This is a genomic window from Mesorhizobium sp. M0894, assembly GCF_040319725.1.
Classification (GTDB): domain Bacteria; phylum Pseudomonadota; class Alphaproteobacteria; order Rhizobiales; family Rhizobiaceae; genus Mesorhizobium.
On sequence record NZ_JAMYOG010000008.1, the window covers coordinates 56,598 to 74,753 of the forward strand.

General features: G+C 62.1%; 17 protein-coding genes. 2 read left to right on the top strand and 15 right to left on the bottom strand.

Features of this window, described 5'->3' with window-relative positions; genetic code table 11:
- Window positions 1-62: 62 nt before the first annotated feature.
- The gene (locus tag NKH91_RS17095) at window positions 63-1,082 is read left to right on the top strand and encodes a GH25 family lysozyme (protein WP_352481149.1); all 1,020 of its coding nucleotides are present in this window, start codon (window positions 63-65) and stop codon (window positions 1,080-1,082) included.
- Window positions 1,083-1,369: 287 nt separating this feature from the next.
- On the opposite strand, the gene NKH91_RS17100 is transcribed toward NKH91_RS17095, so the two are convergent.
- The 7 genes from NKH91_RS17100 to NKH91_RS17130 all read right to left on the bottom strand — a co-directional run bounded on the left by NKH91_RS17100 (window position 1,370) and on the right by NKH91_RS17130 (window position 10,110).
- Window positions 1,370-1,576, bottom strand: a complete 207-nt coding sequence (locus tag NKH91_RS17100; protein ID WP_023783899.1) for a type II toxin-antitoxin system HicB family antitoxin — start codon at window positions 1,574-1,576, stop codon at window positions 1,370-1,372.
- A gap of 105 nt (window positions 1,577-1,681) precedes the next feature.
- Window positions 1,682-2,413, bottom strand: a complete 732-nt coding sequence (locus tag NKH91_RS17105; RefSeq protein WP_352481148.1) for a hypothetical protein — start codon at window positions 2,411-2,413, stop codon at window positions 1,682-1,684.
- Between the two features lie 301 nt (window positions 2,414-2,714).
- Window positions 2,715-6,479 carry a vitamin B12-dependent ribonucleotide reductase gene (locus NKH91_RS17110; protein WP_352845021.1) on the bottom strand — a complete coding sequence of 1,255 codons (3,765 nt, stop codon included), beginning with the start codon at window positions 6,477-6,479 and terminating at the stop codon, window positions 2,715-2,717.
- Window positions 6,480-7,133: 654 nt separating this feature from the next.
- Window positions 7,134-7,622: an NUDIX hydrolase gene (locus tag NKH91_RS17115; protein ID WP_023717429.1), complete on the bottom strand. Its 489-nt coding sequence runs from the start codon at window positions 7,620-7,622 to the stop codon at window positions 7,134-7,136.
- Between the two features lie 200 nt (window positions 7,623-7,822).
- The gene (gene gpt / locus NKH91_RS17120; RefSeq protein ID WP_023674762.1) at window positions 7,823-8,323 is read right to left on the bottom strand and encodes a xanthine phosphoribosyltransferase; all 501 of its coding nucleotides are present in this window, start codon (window positions 8,321-8,323) and stop codon (window positions 7,823-7,825) included.
- 124 nt (window positions 8,324-8,447) lie between these two features.
- Window positions 8,448-9,281 carry a universal stress protein gene (locus NKH91_RS17125; protein ID WP_023717430.1) on the bottom strand — a complete coding sequence of 278 codons (834 nt, stop codon included), beginning with the start codon at window positions 9,279-9,281 and terminating at the stop codon, window positions 8,448-8,450.
- A 79-nt stretch (window positions 9,282-9,360) separates the two neighbouring features.
- Complete coding sequence (locus NKH91_RS17130) at window positions 9,361-10,110, bottom strand: competence/damage-inducible protein A (protein ID WP_352845020.1); 750 nt, start codon at window positions 10,108-10,110, stop codon at window positions 9,361-9,363.
- Window positions 10,111-10,257: 147 nt separating this feature from the next.
- On the opposite strand from NKH91_RS17130, the gene NKH91_RS17135 reads away from it, so the two are divergent.
- A complete protein-coding gene (locus tag NKH91_RS17135) occupies window positions 10,258-11,244 on the top strand; it encodes an alpha/beta fold hydrolase (protein ID WP_352845018.1) in 987 nt (328 codons plus the stop codon).
- A gap of 97 nt (window positions 11,245-11,341) precedes the next feature.
- Here NKH91_RS17135 and NKH91_RS17140 read toward each other — a convergent pair whose 3' ends face one another.
- The 8 genes from NKH91_RS17140 to NKH91_RS17175 all read right to left on the bottom strand — a co-directional run bounded on the left by NKH91_RS17140 (window position 11,342) and on the right by NKH91_RS17175 (window position 18,039).
- The gene (locus tag NKH91_RS17140) at window positions 11,342-12,235 is read right to left on the bottom strand and encodes a carbohydrate ABC transporter permease (protein WP_023717433.1); all 894 of its coding nucleotides are present in this window, start codon (window positions 12,233-12,235) and stop codon (window positions 11,342-11,344) included.
- A 1-nt stretch (window position 12,236) separates the two neighbouring features.
- Window positions 12,237-13,088, bottom strand: a complete 852-nt coding sequence (locus NKH91_RS17145; RefSeq protein ID WP_376705884.1) for a carbohydrate ABC transporter permease — start codon at window positions 13,086-13,088, stop codon at window positions 12,237-12,239.
- Between the two features lie 184 nt (window positions 13,089-13,272).
- The gene (locus NKH91_RS17150; RefSeq protein WP_352495827.1) at window positions 13,273-14,598 is read right to left on the bottom strand and encodes an ABC transporter substrate-binding protein; all 1,326 of its coding nucleotides are present in this window, start codon (window positions 14,596-14,598) and stop codon (window positions 13,273-13,275) included.
- A gap of 33 nt (window positions 14,599-14,631) precedes the next feature.
- Complete coding sequence (locus tag NKH91_RS17155; RefSeq protein WP_352845017.1) at window positions 14,632-15,717, bottom strand: ABC transporter ATP-binding protein; 1,086 nt, start codon at window positions 15,715-15,717, stop codon at window positions 14,632-14,634.
- Window positions 15,718-15,880: 163 nt separating this feature from the next.
- Window positions 15,881-16,120: a DUF2188 domain-containing protein gene (locus tag NKH91_RS17160; protein WP_023674770.1), complete on the bottom strand. Its 240-nt coding sequence runs from the start codon at window positions 16,118-16,120 to the stop codon at window positions 15,881-15,883.
- A 28-nt stretch (window positions 16,121-16,148) separates the two neighbouring features.
- Window positions 16,149-16,442: a DUF982 domain-containing protein gene (locus NKH91_RS17165; RefSeq protein WP_352495829.1), complete on the bottom strand. Its 294-nt coding sequence runs from the start codon at window positions 16,440-16,442 to the stop codon at window positions 16,149-16,151.
- Window positions 16,443-16,505: 63 nt separating this feature from the next.
- The gene (locus NKH91_RS17170; protein WP_352845015.1) at window positions 16,506-16,823 is read right to left on the bottom strand and encodes an SH3 domain-containing protein; all 318 of its coding nucleotides are present in this window, start codon (window positions 16,821-16,823) and stop codon (window positions 16,506-16,508) included.
- A gap of 112 nt (window positions 16,824-16,935) precedes the next feature.
- On the bottom strand, window positions 16,936-18,039 hold the full coding sequence (locus tag NKH91_RS17175; RefSeq protein WP_352495830.1) for an NADH:flavin oxidoreductase/NADH oxidase: 1,104 nt from the start codon (window positions 18,037-18,039) through the stop codon (window positions 16,936-16,938).
- Window positions 18,040-18,156 lie beyond the last annotated feature (117 nt).

The following is an 18,156-nucleotide window of genomic DNA, read 5'->3' on the forward strand; positions in this document are numbered from 1 at the left end:
GCTTGGTTTGTCCGGCGGCGTTGTCCTGCCTTCGGTCTGTTGTGTTTTGCGTACAGGTCCAGATGCGGATATCAGGCGTCGTCATCTTTTCGATCGCAGCGCTGTGCCTTGCCGGTTGCACGTCGACCTCCGGCGTCGATGCGCTGCAAGTGCCGTCCAGCGAGACCACCAGCTCGGTTGTGCGGCCACCCGCGCCGGTGGCATCCGTGGCGAAAACTGATGCTGCGCCCGCTTTTGCCGAACAGGAGCAGGACGAACAGCCGGTCGCGATGGACGTACCCGATCAGGACGTCGAACCGCCGGCCGAGGTGATCGCGCTGATGTCGCCGCCGAAGCGGCTGACACGCGCAGCACCGGCAATGCTTGCAGAGCCGGTCACGCGCTATGGTTTTCGCGACGCCAAGCCGATCAATTTCGGCAAGTCCTCCTCGCCAAGGCGCCTTGCCGTCCATGGCGTCGACGTTTCGCGCTGGCAGGGCAATGTGAACTGGCAAAAGCTGCGCGCCCAGGGCGCCAATTTCGCCTACATCAAGGCGACCGACGGCGGCGATCATATCGACCCGATGTTTACCAGGAACTGGCGCAATGCCGACGCCGCCGGCCTGAAGCGCGGCGCCTATCATTTCTTCTACTGGTGCCGCACCGCCGGCGAGCAGGCGGACTGGTTCATCCGCAACGTGCCGAGGGTCGAGGGTGCGCTGCCGCCGGTGATCGACGTCGAGTGGAACGGCGAATCCAGCTGCAAGCGCCGCCCGTCCCGGCAAAAGGTGCTGGAGAAGATGCAGGTGTTCATGGACAAGCTCGAGCGCCACTACGGCCAGCGGCCGATCATCTACACCGCGCCCGACTTCTACCGCGACAATCTGCGCGGCGCATTCCCAGATTATCCATTCTGGCTGCGCGCCGTGGCGGCGCATCCGTCAAAGGTCTATCCCGGCCGCAAATGGCTGTTCTGGCAATATTCCGGCTCCGGCCTGTCGCACGGTGTGAGGGGCCGCATCGACCTCAACGTCTTCCACGGCGACGAGAGGGCGTGGCGCGACTGGGTCGGTGGACGGCAGATGGTGGCGGAAGTGGAGTAGCGCGGCCGGTCGGGTGCCTGGCTTCCACTGTCGGCATCGCGCCGCCGGGCCACGGCATGGATCCTAGGGTCTCCGCAACGTCGCTTCGCTCCTGCTCCGCCCTAGGATGACGAAAGGAGGGATGTTCCCGCCAATTACCGGCTTTGGCGATTGGCCTCCAGGCCCCGTGTCTTCGTCATCCTAGGGCGGAGCGAACGCGAAGCGGAGCGCAGACCCTAGGATCCATGCCGTGCCATCAAAGCGAAACGCGTGGTAGATAACTACCAGCCCCAGTTCGGCTGGCGGCTCTACGCCTCTACATATTCCGCCAGGCTGACCCCTTTGGGCACATCCAGCCCGTCGGCCCGCAGGCCTTCGATATGAAAGCGTATTGCGTCACGAATTTCGGCTTCAACCTCAGGCACCGTCGCACCGGTGGCGATGCAGCCGGGCAGATCCGGAACATAAGCGGAAAAATTGTTTCCGGCTTTTTCAATCACCACCGCGTACCGCATGTTGTCACTCCTTCAGACCGGACTGGTATAGGATGCTGTTCAGGGTTCCTGGCGCTGCTCACCTTCTCCCCGGAACGACGGGAGAAGGTGGAGCATGCCAGATGATTACTTAAGCCGTTTCCGACTAGCCACTTCGTCAGCAATTAGCCTCGCCCGAATTGACTGCCACCTGTCTGCGATCTCTTGGCACGACGCCGCCAGCAGCTTTCTGCGTTGACTGAAACTACCAGGTGCAGTGAAGATCTTCTGCGCAAACACATCAATCACAAAACAGAACTCTGCTCGTGGTTCTCCGGCTTCTTGGAAGCATTCCTCCGCGTACCAATGGAGAAGTGCCCCATGCAGTGCCGACGTTTCTGTCGACAATGGTAGAGTCTTGCAGAGATAGGGTTTAACCAAGCCGAAGCCAAATTCCTTCTTTCCTGTCTGTGGTACCTTCGCCGAGTTTGTCGGTCGGACGCTAACAGAGACACCGCTGAGAAAGAACTTTGGCTGGCTATCCGGAATGCCGGTTAATTTCGCAGCAGTAGGTAGCTTGGCCAAGCTCATAGTGCGACAAAGTTCAATTGCATCGTGAGCAGTAAGAAGCCTTTGCTCATCGTGCGAGGTAGCAGGTTGGCGCGACAGCAAAGCCCTGTCGAGCTGCGACAGTCGGCTGTCATCCTGACCGTGAGTTTCAATGAAATGCATCATTGCGCGCTCAATCTCATTGTAGCGCGTGTCGAGGAGGAAGTTCTTGGGTCTGATGATATCTTCAATGATCACAGATCGTCGAGTGGATCGAGCGAAGCAATACTCAATCAATTTATTGGCGCTAATTTGCGGTTCGGTTTTCATAATGAGAGGGCCTTTCTGGAGCCGTTAAAAAGTCACACTGCTACCGATGCCTTCTCGACTCCTCGATCAGAATCTCCATATAATAACCTTGCTACAGGAGATGGGATTCTGATCTCGTCGCCCCGCGTGGGCTTCGGCTTATTCGCGGCATCCAAGGCCGGCCTGGGAGGGTCGGCTTTGGTGTTTTAAGAGGATGTCACATAAGGACATCCTTATGCGTCGTACCTTTTTTGTTCTCCTTACCATTTCGGCCCGATCTTGCGACCGGGCCGACGATGTTCATTTAGCGTTTCAGATTCCCTCAACTACACCCGCTCGTCGCCCCACAAGTATCGCACTTCTCGCACGTCCCGTTCCGCACCATCGTGAAATTATGGCACTCCGAGCATTCGTTGCCGGTGTAGCCCTGCATCAGCGATTGCTGGCGCCGGTTGGCGGCGAGCGCTTTGGCTTCGGCTGCTTCTTTCGCGGCCTCGTCGGTGAACAGCTCCGTCGGGTCGGAGGCTTCCGCGTAGACGATGTCCTCGACCAGTTCCCTGGCGCGCTCCTCGTAGTCGCGCTTGTAGGCGATGGCTTCGTCGCTGGCCGGCTTCAACGTCAGCACGTTGGAGCCGGAGAAGGCGGTTGGGGCGGTACGGGACGGAGTTCCGGAGCCCGCGCCGGCAAAGCCCTTGGGCTCCGCACCCATGCCCGACACCAGCTTGACCGGCGAGGCACCGCGGGTGAGACCCTTGGAGAAGGGCGTCGCCTTGCCTTCGTTGATGCCGCGTCCGAGTGCAGTCTTGTCGAAATCCGACTGGTCGACATGGGCGAGATCGTGGCGGCCGAGATAGGAGACAGCCAGTTCGCGGAACACGTAGTCGAGGATCGACGTGGCGTTCTTGATCGCGTCGTTGCCCTGCACCATGCCGGCCGGCTCGAACTTGGTGAAGGTGAAGGCCTCGACATATTCGTCGAGCGGCACGCCATATTGCAGGCCGAGCGAGATGGCGATGGCGAAGTTGTTCATCATCGCCCGGAAGGCCGCACCTTCCTTGTGCATGTCGATGAAGATCTCGCCGATACGGCCGTCGTCGAACTCGCCGGTCCTGAGATAGACCTTGTGGCCGCCGACGACCGCCTTCTGGGTATAGCCCTTGCGGCGGTTCGGCAGTTTCTCGCGGTCGCGGTAGAGACGCTCGACGACGCGCTCGACGATCTTCTCGGTCACCTGAACGGCGCGCTGCGCGGCCGGTGCCGCGATCAGCTGCTCGACGGCTTCGTCCTCGTCCTCCTCGCCATCGGCGAGCAGCGAGGCATTGAGCGGCTGCGAGAGCTTCGAGCCGTCGCGATAGAGCGCGTTGGCCTTCAGCGCCAGCTTCCACGACAGCATGTAGGCGCCCTTGGCGTCTTCCACCGTCGCGTCGTTCGGCATGTTGATGGTCTTGGAAATGGCGCCGGAGATGAAGGGCTGCGCCGCCGCCATCATCATGATGTGGCTGTTGATCGACAGCGAACGCTTGCCGATCTTGCCGCACGGGCTGGCGCAGTCGAACACCGGCAGGTGTTCGGCCTTCAGGAACGGCGCGCCTTCCAGCGTCATCGCCCCGCAGACATGGATGTTGGCGGCCTCGATGTCCTTCTTTGAAAAGCCAAGCGCCGGCAGCATCTCGAACGAGAAATCGTTGAGCTGCTCATCGGTGAAGCCGAACGTCTCCTTCACCCAGTCGGCGCCCAGCGTCCACTGGTTGAAGACGAACTTAATGTCGAAGGCCGACTTCAGCGCGGCATTGAGTGCTGCGATCTTTTCGTCGGTGAAGCCTTTTGCCTTGAGCGAGCCGGGATTGATGCCCGGCGCCTGGTTGAGATTGCCGTGGCCGACGGCATAGGCCTCGATCTCGGCGATCTGGCTCTCGGAATAACCGAGCGTGCGCAACGCTTCCGGAACCGCACGGTTGATGATCTTGAAATAGCCGCCGCCGGCGAGCTTCTTGAATTTTACCAGCGCGAAATCGGGCTCGATGCCGGTGGTGTCGCAATCCATCACCAGGCCGATCGTGCCGGTCGGCGCGATCACCGTTGCCTGCGCGTTGCGGTAGCCATGCTCCTCGCCAAGCTCGATGGCGCGGTCCCAGGCGGCCTTGGCATGGTTGGCAAGCTCCTGCTGCTTGAGATCCGAGGCGACCAGCGGCACCGGGTTGACGGCAAGCTTCTCGTAGCCGTCCCTTTCGCCATAGGCAGCACGGCGGTGATTGCGCATGACGCGCAGCATGTTCTGCGCATTGCGGTCGTAGTCGGGGAAGGCGCCGAGCTCGGCGGCCATTTCAGCCGAAGTGGCATAGGCCGTGCCGGTCATGATCGCGGTGAGGGCGGCGCAGATGGCGCGGCCCTCGTCGGAATCATAGGGAATGCCCGAGGTCATCAGCAGGCCGCCGATATTGGCGTAGCCGAGGCCGAGCGTGCGGTACTCGTAGGAAAGCTTGGCGATCTCCTTCGACGGGAACTGCGCCATCATGACGGAGATTTCCAGCACCATGGTCCACAGCCGCACCGTGTGCTCGTAGGCGGCGATGTCGATGGTGCCGTCGGCGTTGCGGTAGGGCAGAAGGTTGATCGAGGCCAGATTGCAGGCGGTGTCGTCGAGGAACATATATTCCGAGCACGGATTTGACGCCCGGATCGCACCGGCCGAGGCGCAGGTGTGCCAGTCGTTCATCGTCGTGTTGAAATGCAGGCCGGGATCGGCCGACGCCCAGGCGGCATAGCCGATCTTTTCCCAGAGATCGCGCGCCTTCAGCGTCTTCAGCACCTTGCCGTCCTTGCGGGCGGTGAGATGCCAGTCTCCATCCTGCTCGACGGCGCGCAGGAAATCGTCCTTCAGCGACACCGAATTGTTGGAGTTCTGGCCGGAAACGGTGAGATAGGCATCCGAATCCCAGTCGGTGTCGTAGGTCTTGAACGACATCGCGGTGTAGCCCTGCTTGGCGAACTGGATGACGCGGTAGATATAGTTCTCCGGCACCGCGTCCTTCTTGGCCAGCTTGATCTCGCGCTTCAGCGCGGTGTTGACCGCCGGGTCGAAGCAATCGTCGCCATTGCCTTCGCAGTTGATGCAGGCCTTCATGATTGCTTCGAGATGCTTCTTGACGATCTTCGAGCCGGTGACCAGCGAGGCGACCTTCTGCTCCTCATTGACCTTCCAGTCGATGAATTCCTCGATATCGGGATGATCGGCGTCGACGATGACCATCTTTGCCGCGCGACGCGTCGTGCCGCCCGATTTGATGGCGCCGGCCGCGCGGTCGCCGATCTTGAGGAAGCTCATCAGCCCCGACGAGCGGCCGCCGCCGGACAGCTTTTCGCCTTCGCCGCGCAGGAACGAGAAGTTGGAGCCGGTGCCGGAGCCGTATTTGAACAGGCGCGCCTCACGCACCCACAGGTCCATGATGCCGCCCTCATTGACGAGGTCGTCCTGCACGCCCTGGATGAAGCAGGCATGCGGCTGCGGATGTTCGTAGGAAGACTTCGACTTGGTCAGCTTGCCGGTGAACGGGTCGACATAGAAATGGCCCTGGCTGGGACCGTCGATGCCATAGGCCCAGTGCAGGCCGGTGTTGAACCATTGCGGCGAATTCGGCGCGACGCGCTGGGTGGCCAGCATATAGGCGAGCTCGTCGCGGAAGGCGCGCGCGTCTTCCTCCGATTTGAAGTAGCCGCCCTTCCAGCCCCAATAGGTCCAGGTGCCGGCAAGCCGGTCGAAGACCTGGCGGGCGTCGGTCTCGGAACCGTAGCGCTCGGCTTCCGGCAGCTTGGCCAGTTCAGCCTCGTCGGCGACCGAGCGCCACAGGAAAGAGGGGACTTGCGTCTCTTCGACCTTCTTCAGCCGTGCCGGGACGCCCGCCTTGCGGAAATATTTCTGCGCCAGGATATCGGCGGCAACCTGGGAGAACTGCGCCGGCACGTCGATGTTGTCCAAGCGGAACACCACCGAGCCATCCGGATTCTTGATCTCGGAAAGCGCCTTGCGGAATTCGATCTCCGCGTAAGCTGATTGCCCTGGCTTGGTGAAACGACGCTCGATGCGCATTGGTCCGGTCCCTTTTGTCTACATATAGCGCTTTTCCCAGAGGATTTCTGCCCTCTTGACGAAACGCGCATGGCCGCCGTCTGCCGGCGTTCGAAAACCCCGACTCTCATCTTCACAGTCTCCGCCGCCCTGCCGGTCGAACCTCCTGCGAGGCCGCTGTCCAACGCGCTCACGGACCCTGTGGGTCCCTCAAAACTGAAAACTTTTTGTAACACCCTCGGTCGAGGGAAATTCACATTATCTAGCGTCGAACCTACCTGCAAACACTAAATATAGTGTTAACAGACAATTTATTCAAGTCCGACAATCCTCCCCTTTCGCCCCCAAGGCTTCAAAATCCCACGCCTTCGCCGGCCTCGTAAACAGGCGGGAATGCGGATCAAAACGCACATATTCCGGGAAAAAGACCGGCCTCGAAACTTTTCCGGTCGCACTCTCAACAGGAGCGCATGGCCTATAAAAGGCGACTCGTTTTGCGCCGTCAAGGATTCGTTTGCGTAGCTTTTATGACCCCAACATCTTGTGTGTCACATATGTGGATAACGGGGACAGAAGCGCGCTGATTTCCGTTTTTGCAGCCACAAGCCTGGTGCCGACGCTCGAAGGCCCTTGGCCGCAGCGAAGACCATGCCGACTCGGAAGCCATGTGCCGACTCAGTTGAAGCGATGCGGGTCGGCACCGAAATGGGCGATGATCTGACAGAGGTCAGGCTCGTTGACCATGCGTACCGCCTCGGCGGCGCTGACCCATTTGCGGATGCGCGCCCGCTTTTCCTTCCACCGGTCGGCGACCTTGTCGACGTGCAGCGGAAACACCAGCACCTCGCAGGGCACTTCCTCGCCGGACGCCAGCACCTTGGCATAGAAATAGCGGCCGGCCTCATGATGCGAGATCGTGCCGCGCAGCCCGGCCTCTTCGCCGGCCTCGCGCGCCGCTGCTTCGCAAAGCGGCTCCTTTGCTTCCGGCCAGCCCTTGGGAAGCACCCAGCGGCCGGTATCGCGGCTGGTGATCAGCATGATTTCGACGCTGTCGCCGCTATCGCGCCAGGGCAGCGCTGCAACCTGAAGGCGGCACGGCGCCGTGCCGAAGAGCCGCCGGACTCTTTCGGCCAGATGGTTGTGCGTCGTTGGCCTCGTCAACATCGGAGAAGCTTGCCCCAGCTCCCAGAATCATTTGCCGTCTCGTGAATCTTACGGCTAATCATAAGCAATAAAAGTAAAAAACTTCATGTGGACTGGTTAACCACTCCAATGGGCGTCGATTAAGGAAATATCGTGTGCCGGGGCCACTCCTTCAAGGAGTGCTCGACGCTGTCTTCCGACGGAAGCGGCGTTACCGCGAATCAGCCGGCGTGGTCGTCGGCGATCGGCTTTTGGTAGGTGAAGCCCATGTCCCAGGGAAAATAGATCCAGGTGTCCTGGCTGACCTCGGTAACGAAAGTGTCGACCATCGGCCTGCCTTTCGGCTTGGCATAGACGGTGGCGAAATGAGCCTTGGGCATCATCGCGCGCACGATTCCTGCCGTCTTGCCGGTGTCGGTGAGGTCGTCGATGATCAGCACGCCGGCGCCGTCATCGGCGAGCAGCGCTGGGGTGACCTCCTTCAGCACCTGCAGCTGCCCCTGGCTGGTATAATCGTGATAGGAGGCAACGCAGACCGTCTCGATGATGCGGATGCCGAGCTCGCGCGAAATGATGGCGGCCGGAACCAAGCCGCCGCGCGTGATGCAGACGATTGCCTTCCATTGCCCCTTGTTGGCGCCGGCAAGCCGCCAGGCGAGCGCGCGTGCATCGCGGTGGAACTGGTCCCAGGAGACCGGGAAGGCTTTTTCGGGCAGGGACATCTTTCGCGCACTCCGCAAAGCGCGCATCGCGCGCAGACACTATGGAATGCGCGCGGAATTAACTGGAAAGGCTTGGCCTTGGCAAGGGCACGGCAAAGCGATTGTCCAACCGGTCTCTATGAACTTACCGCGACAGGAAAGCCGCCACCGGCGCGGTGCGCAGCACCGTTCGCGTCACCCCGCCGAACAGCAGCTGGCGCAGCCAGGAATGGCTGTAGGCGCCGAGCACGAGCAGGTCCGCGCCCGATTCGGCGACCCTGGTCTGGATGATGTCGTCGACCGAGGCGCCGCCGGACCTCAGCACCGAGACGCTGACGGTCGCGCCGTGCCTGGACAGCGAGGCGGCGATCTCGGCGCCGGCCGTTTCCGGCGCCTCTTCGAGCGTATCCGGCGGGTCGATGACGACGATGTCCGTCTTCTCGGCCTCGATGATGAAGGGCAGGGCATCGAAGGCCGCGCGTGCGGCCTCCTTGCTGCCGTTCCAGGCGAGCAGCACGTGCTTGAAGCTGGTGACCAGCGGACCCGAATGCGGCACCACCAGCACCGGCCGGCCGGCATCGTAGACCAGCGTGTCGACGTCGGCGCTCGGATCGCCGCTCGATTCGCGCTGCGCGGCGATGATCAGATCCGCGGTGCGAACGGTCGAGATACCGGTCAGCGCACTGTCGCCGGAAAAACTCTCGAGGCTGCGCCACTCGAACGACAGGCCGGAATTCTCGACGCGTTTGTGAAAGGCGGCCTGCAACTTCTCGGCGCGCTCCCGGTTCATGTCGGCCGAAACCTGCAGGAACTCGGTGTCCGGAAAGCCGGTGGCCGAGGTGTAGGGCACGGGCAGCGCCTCGGCATGAATGCCGATCAGATGGCTCTGGAACCGGCTGGCCAGCGGGATCGCGCAGTCGAGAACGCGCTCGGCGTCCTGTTCATTCTGCAATATGGCAACGATGGTCTTGAAGCGCATGGGCAATCCCTCAGTTTTTCGGCGATCCCACTCGTGACAAACGTCACGGCGCAATGCTTGGTTCCGTCACGCCTGCCGATCAGCCCACCTTGCTTGCCTTGGTCAGGCCCGCCACCATAACCTCTACGTCGGCGCGCGCGGAGTCCAGCGCCTGCTGGCTGCGGGCGCGCACCACCAGTTCCGTCCAGAATTTGCCGTCGCCATATTTCGGGTAGGAGCCGATGATCGTATCCGGATGCGCCTTCTGGATGTCGCCCAGCGGGCTGCCGATCAGGCCTTCACCGAACGGACATTCCACGGTTGCCGACAGCATTTTGGTGCCGGCCCGTAATGTCGGCACGACATTGTCGAGCATCGCCTGGAAAATCGCCGGCACGCCGGCCATGACATGGACGTTGCCGATGCGAAAGCCCGGCGCAACCGACACCGGGTTGTCGATGTGGTCTGCCCCGCGCGGCATCCGCGCCATGCGCTTGCGCGCTTCGGTGTATTCGATGCCGCGGGCAGCATAGCTTGCCTCCAGCAGGGCGTAGGCCCTGGCGTCGTATTCGCACGGCACGCCGAAGGCCTTGGCGATGGAATCGGCGGTGATGTCGTCATGCGTCGGGCCGATGCCGCCGGTGGTGAAGACATAGCTGTAGCGGGTGCGCAGCGCATTCACCGCAGCGACGATCTCGTCTTCCTCGTCCGCAACGATGCGCACTTCCTTCAGGTCGATGCCGATCGCCGTCATGATGTCGGCGAGGTGGCCGATGTTCTTGTCCTTGGTGCGGCCGGACAGAATCTCGTCGCCGATGACGAGCATGGCGGCGGTGACGATTTCGGTCATGGCAGGCTCCGGCAACGGGTCGCCTGAGATAGCGCGGCGAACGGCCGGCGGCAATGCCGCCAAACGACGGATCCACCTGTGCCACCTCCCTTGCAGTGGAACCTTCGGCGGGTGATGCTGCGCCGGTTTGGGGCCATGAGCAAGAACATGCCGGTATCGATTCTTCTATGGCTGCCCGGCGCGCTGTTTCTGCTGGCGCTCGTCGTGGCAGCTTATCCTGTGCTGGCGACGCTGCGGATTGCGGCGAAAGCCGAAAGGCTGGTGCCGGCCAGCGGTAAATTCATCGAGATCGACGGCAATCGCATCCATTATTTCGAGATGGGCGAGGGGCGGCCGATCGTCTTCCTGCACGGCCTTGGCGCGCAGCTTCATCAATTCCGCCACACGCTGTTCGGACGGTTCGGCCCGAACTATCGGCTGATCGCGCTCGACCGTCCGGGTTCCGGCTATTCGGTGCGGGCCAGGGGCGCCAGCGGGCGGCTACCCGAGCAGGCCGAGATCGTGCGGCATTTTATCGAGGCGCTTGGACTGCAAAAGCCGCTGATCGTCGGCCATTCGCTGGGTGGCGCCATCGCGCTGACGCTGGCTGTCGAGCATCCCGAGGCGGTTTCCGGTATCGCCTTGCTGGCGCCGCTGACCCATCTGGAGCCGGACGCGCGCGAGAAGTTCGGCCCGCTATACATTCAGTCGCCGCTGCGGCGCCGGATCATGGCTCACACGGTGGCGATCCCGGCGGCTCTCAGATACGCAGAACGCACGCTGGCCTTCATTTTCGCGCCGCAGGCGACGCCGGCCGACTATATGGTCGAGGGCGGCGGCTGGTGCGGGCTCAGGCCAAACCATTTCTATGCAACGTCGACCGATGTCGTGGCCATCGAGCACGACCTTGGCCGTATCGAGCAACGCTATCGCGAGATCACCATGCCGGCTGGCATTCTGTTTGGTGCTTCCGACGTCGTGCTGGGCGTCGATATCCATGGCTGGCCGCTGATGGAAAAGATCAGCGGGCTCGATTTCGAGCCGGTCGAGGGGCTTGGCCATATGCCACAATTCGTCGGGCCGGAACGGGTCGTCGCTTTCATCGAACGCATTGCCGACCGCGCATTTGCGCCGAAGTCCGACACCAGCAGCTGACACGCTCCCAGAACCTCACGCAAAGGTGTGCAACCCGCCGCAGCCTCGGCCGGCAGGGTGCCTCGGGACATCCCGGCCGCCGGGAATACCTCCGAACTTATTCCTTCACGGCTCCGGTCATCGAGGAAACATAGTGCTCGACAAAGAACGAATAGAGCACCACCACCGGCAGCGAGCCGATCAGCGCTCCCGCCATCAGCGCCCCCCATTCATAGACGTCCGAGCGCACCAGTTCGGTGAGCACGCCGACCGGCACAGTCTTGTTTTCGGACGACTGGATGAAGGTCAAGGCGTAGATGAACTCGTTCCATGACAGCGTGAATGCGAAGATGCCCGCGGAAATCAGGCCCGGCACCGACAGCGGCAGCACGATCTTGGTGAGGATCTGCCAGCGGCTCGCCCCGTCGATCAGCGCGCATTCCTCCAGCTCGAACGGGATCGAGCGGAAGTAACCCATCAGCAGCCATGTGCAGAACGGGATCAGGAAGGTCGGATAGGTGAGGATGAGCGCGAAGGGCGTGTCGTAAAGCCCAAGGTTGAACACCATCACCGACAGCGGAATGAACAGGATCGACGGCGGCACGAGATAGGCCAGGAACACCGCGAGGCCGACCTGCCGCGCCCCGGAGAACCGCAAGCGTTCGATCGCATAGGCAGCGAACACTGCTGCCAGCAGCGACAGGAAAGTGGCGGCGGTCGAGATGATGATCGTGTTGAGCAGCCAGCCCGGATAGGACGTCTCGAAGAGAAGATAGCGGATATGCTCGAGCGTCGGATGCACCACCCAGAATGGATTGAAATTGGCGTAGTCGGTCATCTCGAGGTTGGGCTTAACCGCCGTGATCGTCATCCAGTAGAACGGAAACAACAGCACGATGACGAATATCAGCAACGGCAGGTAAACCGTCACCACGCGGCGCGGCACACTCTGCAGGTAGCCCATGCCGCCTTCGTCGAGTTCGGGGCGTTTGCTCGTTTCGATCGCGGTCATGTCAATCTCCGCCGCCCTGCTGCCATTTGCGGCGTTGCAGGCCAAAGTAGCTGAACAGGATCGCCGCCAGCAGGAACGGGATCATGGCGACTGCGATCGCGGCGCCTTCGCCAAGCTGGCCTCCGGAAATGCCGCGCTGGAACGACAGCGTCGCCATCAGATGGGTGGCGTTCACCGGCCCGCCGCGCGTCAGCACATAGATCAGCTGGAAATCGGTGAAGGTGAACAGCACCGAAAACGTCATGGTTATGGCGATGATCGGCGTCAGCAGCGGCAGCGTCACATAGCGGAACAATTGCCAGCGGCTGGCGCCGTCGAGCGTGGCGGCCTCGTAGAGCGACTGCGGAATCGTCTGCAGGCCGGCAAGCAGCGTGATCGCCACGAAAGGAATGCCGCGCCAGACATTGGCGGCGATGACCGAAGCGCGCGCATTCTCCGGATCGCCGAGGAAGTTGATGCGATGGTCGATCAGGCCCATTTCCATAAGCGCCCAGGACAGGATCGAGAACTGCGAATCGTAGATCCACCAGAAGGCGATGGCCGACAGCACCGTCGGCACCACCCAGGGCAGCAGGACGATCGCGCGGAAGAACGACTTGAACGGCAGGTTCTGGTTGAGGATAAGCGCCAGCCAGAGGCCTAGCGCAAACTTCAGGATCGAGGCGCTGATCGTGTAGAGCAAGGTGTTGAAGACGGAGAGCCAGAAGACGGCGTCATCCCACAGATATTCGTAGTTCTCGATGCCGATGAAGATGCCGGGGCGGCCGATGCGGGCATCGGTGAAGCCGAGCCAGACGCCGAGCCCGAGCGGATAGGTTAGGAAGACCAGCAGCAGCGCCGCCGCCGGCAGCATGAAGCCGAAGCCAAGCGCGTTATGACTTTCAGACACGAACGTCAAAATGCGCGACAGCGTCGATCGGGGTGGCTGAGCGGCAGCGGAGGTCACGGCCATGGGTCGGCTCCTCTAAGTCTCATTGATCGGCCAGGCGGCCATGCGCGATTCGAAGCCGGGCAGCATGGCTGCCCGCTGAATCCGCTCAAACGCGATAGTAGCGGTTTGCGCGCTTCTCGGCTTCTGCCATCGCTTCTTGCGGCGTCGCCTGGCCTGTCACCGCCTTGGCGAACATGTCGACCAGCACATAGTCGGCCATGGTCGCCGCCGAAGCATAGCCGAGCGGGCCGGCATAGCCGTTGGGCCGCAGCGTCGCCGAGGCCTTGGCGTAGGCGGCATTGTTCGGATCGGCCGTCCACACCGGGTTGTTGTCGAAGGCTTTGAGCGTCTGGCAGCAATAGCCCGCCGAGGACGTGATCCACTGCGACATTTGCTGTTCCTCGAACATGAACTGCAGATAGGCTTTGGCCGCATTGGGGTAGGGCGTGTAGTCGAAGATCACGGCCGTGGTCACCTGGAACAGCTCGACGGATTTCCCGACAGGACCGATCGGCAGGTTGGTCGTGCGCGTGTCCTTGGCGATTTCGGTCAGTTTCGGATCCTTGTCCTTGTTGATCTTGGCGGTGTTGTAGGCGGAAATGCCATTGGCGATCACGCTCAATTCGCCGGCCAGGTAGGCGCGGTTGTTGTTGACGTCGAGCCAGCTTTCGGTACCGGGAATGAAGGTCTTGTAGAGCTGTTGCGCGTATTCGATCGCCTTCAGCGTCTCGGGGCTGTTGATCGTCACCTTGCCGCTCTCGTCGACCATCTGGCCGCCATGGCTCCATAGCAGCCAGTGGGCGTAGTTGTTGCCGTCGCCGACGCCGTGGCCATGCGTGAAGCCGGCCGGGTGTCCCTTCGCCTGCAATGCCTTGCAAAGCTCGAGCAAGCCTGCCGTGTCCTTCGGAAATTCGGAGAAGCCGGCCTCCTTCACCCAGCTTTCACGATAGACGATGGCATTGCCGATGGTGGCCAGCGGCAGGCCGAGGAATTTGCCTTGCCGTGTCGCATATTGCTTCGGTCCATCGTGCCAGCCGCCATATTTCGAGCCGAGATATTCGCCCAGTTCCGTCACGTCATGCAGCTTGTCGGGATATTGATGCGGGTCGTCGAACCAGACCAACATCAAGTCCGGGCCGGAGCCGACATTGGCGGCGACCGCTGCCTTGGGACGGATGTCCTCCCAGCTTTCCTTGTCGACGCGGACCTCGACACCGGTCGCTTCGGTGAAGCGCTTGGTGTTGGCCAGCCATTGATCCTCGTCGCCCTGCACGAAGGGCGACCAGCGCAGCAGCCTGAGCTTGGCGCCGTCCTCGGGCTTGTACTTCAATCCCTCCTGGGCAAAGGCGGGAGAGCCGATGAGCCGGCTTCCCAAGGCTCCCGCCGCAGCGCCGGCGGTGGTGCGGATCACGTCGCGTCTGGTGAATTTCATGCTCGCTTCCTCCTGCTTATTGTCCGTGCCGTCCTACTGCTTGATGGGTGTTTCGAACCGCTGTCCGGTTTTGCCGTGAAAGAGATGGATGAGGCCAGGCTCGGCCGTAAGCCAGATGGTTTCGCCCGGCGTGAAGGAATGCCGTTCCCGGAAATTGGCGACGATCTCCTCGCCGCCGGCGGTTCGGCCGATGAGCTGCACTTCGGACCCTGTCGGCTCGACCACCACGACAGTGACCGGAATGCCCTGATTGTCGGATAGCCGCAAATGCTCGGGCCGTATCCCCAGCACGACCGGCTCGCCATTGCCGATGGAAAGTGCCGAAGCCAACGGGACCGAAATCCCTCCGGCGCCGCGAAAAGACGGCGAGCCGTCGGTTACGATCTCACCCCTGAGCATATTCATGGCGGGCGAGCCGATGAAGCTGGCGACAAAGAGATTGTTCGGCCGGTCGTAGAGTTCGAGCGGCGGCCCGATCTGCTCGACGATGCCGTCATGCATGACGACGATCTTGTCGGCCATGGTCATGGCCTCGATCTGGTCGTGGGTGACGTAGACCGTCGTCGTCTTCAGGCGCTGATGCAGTTCCTTGATCTCAGCGCGCATCTGCACCCGGAGCTTGGCGTCGAGATTGGAGAGCGGCTCGTCGAACAGGAAGACCTGCGGATCGCGCACGATCGCCCGGCCCATGGCGACGCGCTGGCGCTGGCCGCCGGAAAGCTGGCGCGGATAGCGGTCGAGCAGCGGCAGCAGTCCCAGGATTTCTGCCGCGCGCCGCACGCCGGCATCGCTCTCCGTCTTGGGAACACCCTTGAGCATCAGCGAGAACGCCATGTTCTCGGCGACCGTCATGTGCGGGTAGAGCGCATAGTTCTGGAAGACCATGGCGACGTCGCGTTCTTTTGGCGCAACGTTGTTGACGACACGTTTGCCGATCGCGATCTGGCCGCGCGAGATTTTTTCCAGGCCGGCGATCATCCTGAGCAGCGTCGACTTTCCGCAACCCGAAGGCCCGACCAGCGTGACGAACTCGCCGTCGTCTATATCGACGCTGACCCCGTGCAGGACCTCGACGGTCCCAAATGACTTGTAGACATCGCCGATTGCGACAGACGCCATCGATCTCCTCCCGACTGATTCCTGCAACGACTTCGAAGGAAACCGCTTTCTTGCCTGGCCCGCGACAGCGCCCAGGCTCCTCCCGGTCACGCGCGATGTGAGACGGTAGCGCTACCAAACCGACCTGTAAAGCACGCCGGCATCACCTGGATATCGACACACCCTAATCCGAAACCTCGGTCTGCGGCCGGTCGCGGCCGTCGGCGAGCTCGTCGTGCCATTTGCCGTCGGCGTCCTCGTACTGGATGCCGTCGGTGTTGCCGGCGACCTGCTGTTCGGCGGAAGCGATCTCGGCGGCGCGCAACGCGTCCTGATGGGTGGGGAACGTTTCGGAGAATGTCGAGCCGACCTTGTAGGCCCAGCCTCCATCATGCTCGACGATCTTGTAGGTCAGTTTCGCCATGAAACCCTCCGGTTGAAAGCCCGTTGCCTCAATGCAGCCTGTCATCGGCCAGTCTGTCGTCTGGCAGCCTGTCGTCCGTAACCAGCACGTCCGATTCCCTGGCGGCTTCGATCAGTGCCCGGCGTGCATCGGCCGTCGAACGATAACCTTCCAGCACTTTTAGGCAAGTGTCGAGGGCATCACGATGACGCGGCCCGCGATTGAGTGGCCAGACCGTCATCAGGCACTCCGCCGCCTCCTGGGCGCTGCGGATATGCCGATATTTGCCGACATGGCCGAGTTCGACCACGACCGGCTTTTCAAATGGCTTGCTGTCCATCATCGCCGCCAACGCGGAGCGGCCGATTTGGTTGCAACAGCTATTTTTAGCTCAGGCGAAAATACCTCAATAGCCGCAGTCGTTGCGCAGCCAGCGCGCATTCGCCCAGCCGGCGCGGCCGCCGAAATCGACCTGGTACCAGTTTCCGCGACGGTCAAAGATCTCGGTTTGGTCGCCGTTGAACAATTGCCCGATCATGCGCGACGACGAGTTCGGCCGGGCCCGAACGGCGAGAAAGCCGCTTCCCGTTGCCAGATTGTAGTGCCTGGAAAGACCGTGCACCGTGCCTTCGCAATATTGCGCCCCGGCCGGCGTCGATGTGGCAAACGACAGCCCGGCCAAAACCGCGGCAGCAGCCGCAATGGAAATCCTCCTGAACGACATGTCTCTGCTCCCCCAACCTGCCGCGCCCAGCCGCGGCCCTCGCCACTCTACACCGGCAGAGGATCAAAGCGAAGCTATGGTTCCCTGTCCAGCGAGGTGAGAACCCGCCCCGTCAGTTCGCCGCCTTCATCCAATGCTGCATCGTCGTCACCGAGCGGGCAAGCTGCGGCGCCGGGTGGATTTTTTCGCCGAAGGTGGCCGCGGCGCGCCAGCCCCAGCGCGGATCGGCAAGGAAGGCGCGCGCCAGCGCCACCATGTCGGCGCGCCCGTCGGCGACGATCGCCTCGGCCTGTTTCGGATCGTCGATCAGGCCCACGGCCCGCGTCGCGATGCCGGCGCCCTTGCGCACCGCTTCGGCCAGATGAACCTGGTAGCCGGGTCCGGACGGCAGCTTCTGCAACGGCGAATTGCCGCCGCTCGAGCAGCAGAGATAGGCGACGCCGACTTCCTTCAGCGCTTTTGCCACTTCGATCGCATCCTCGACGTCGAAGCCGCCATCGACCCATTCCTTGATCGACAGACGCGCGCCCAGCATCAGTCTGGGCACCGCCTGCTTCACCGCCTTGGCGATTTCGACGGCGAAACGCATGCGGTTTTCCAGCGAGCCGCCCCAGCGGTCGGTGCGCCGGTTGGAGAGCGGCGACAGGAACTGGAAGATCAGATAGCCATGCGCGGCATGCAGCTCGATGAAGTCGAAGCCGGCGCGCTCGGCACGCCGGGCTGCTTCGGCGAAGCGTTCGATGATTTGCAGGATCTCGTCGTCCTCCAGCGCCCGCGGCACCTGCCAGCCGGTGTCGTAGGCGATTGCCGAGGCCGACACGATCGGCCACGGATCCTGATCGGCGTGCAGCGGGCCGCCGCCTTCCCAGGGTTTCCGGTTGGAGGCCTTGCGGCCGGCATGGGCAAGCTGCGTGCCGAATTTCGTGCCCGGCGCGGCGACACGCTTGGCTGCATCCAGCGTGCGTCGCGCCGCCGCCTCATTGTCCTCGGAATAGAGGCCGAGACAGCCATGCGAGATGCGGCCGCGCCGTTCGACCTCGGTCATCTCGACGGTGACCATGCCGGCACCCGACATTGCCAGGTTCATCCAGTGATAGAGGTGCCAATCGCTGGCCGAGCCGTCGTCGGCCGAATACTGGCACATCGGCGCGACCGCGATGCGGTTGGGGAAGGTCAGGCCGTCGAGGGTGATCGGCTGGAAAAGCGATGAGGTCATAAAAAACTCCGCGAAGGGTTGCCGCTATTTATGCAGCCGATTGTGCCAGCGCCAGACACGAGACGGTGAACCGGTGCTCTGGACCAATAGCTGGCCGGATTGCACGAACGGGCGTTC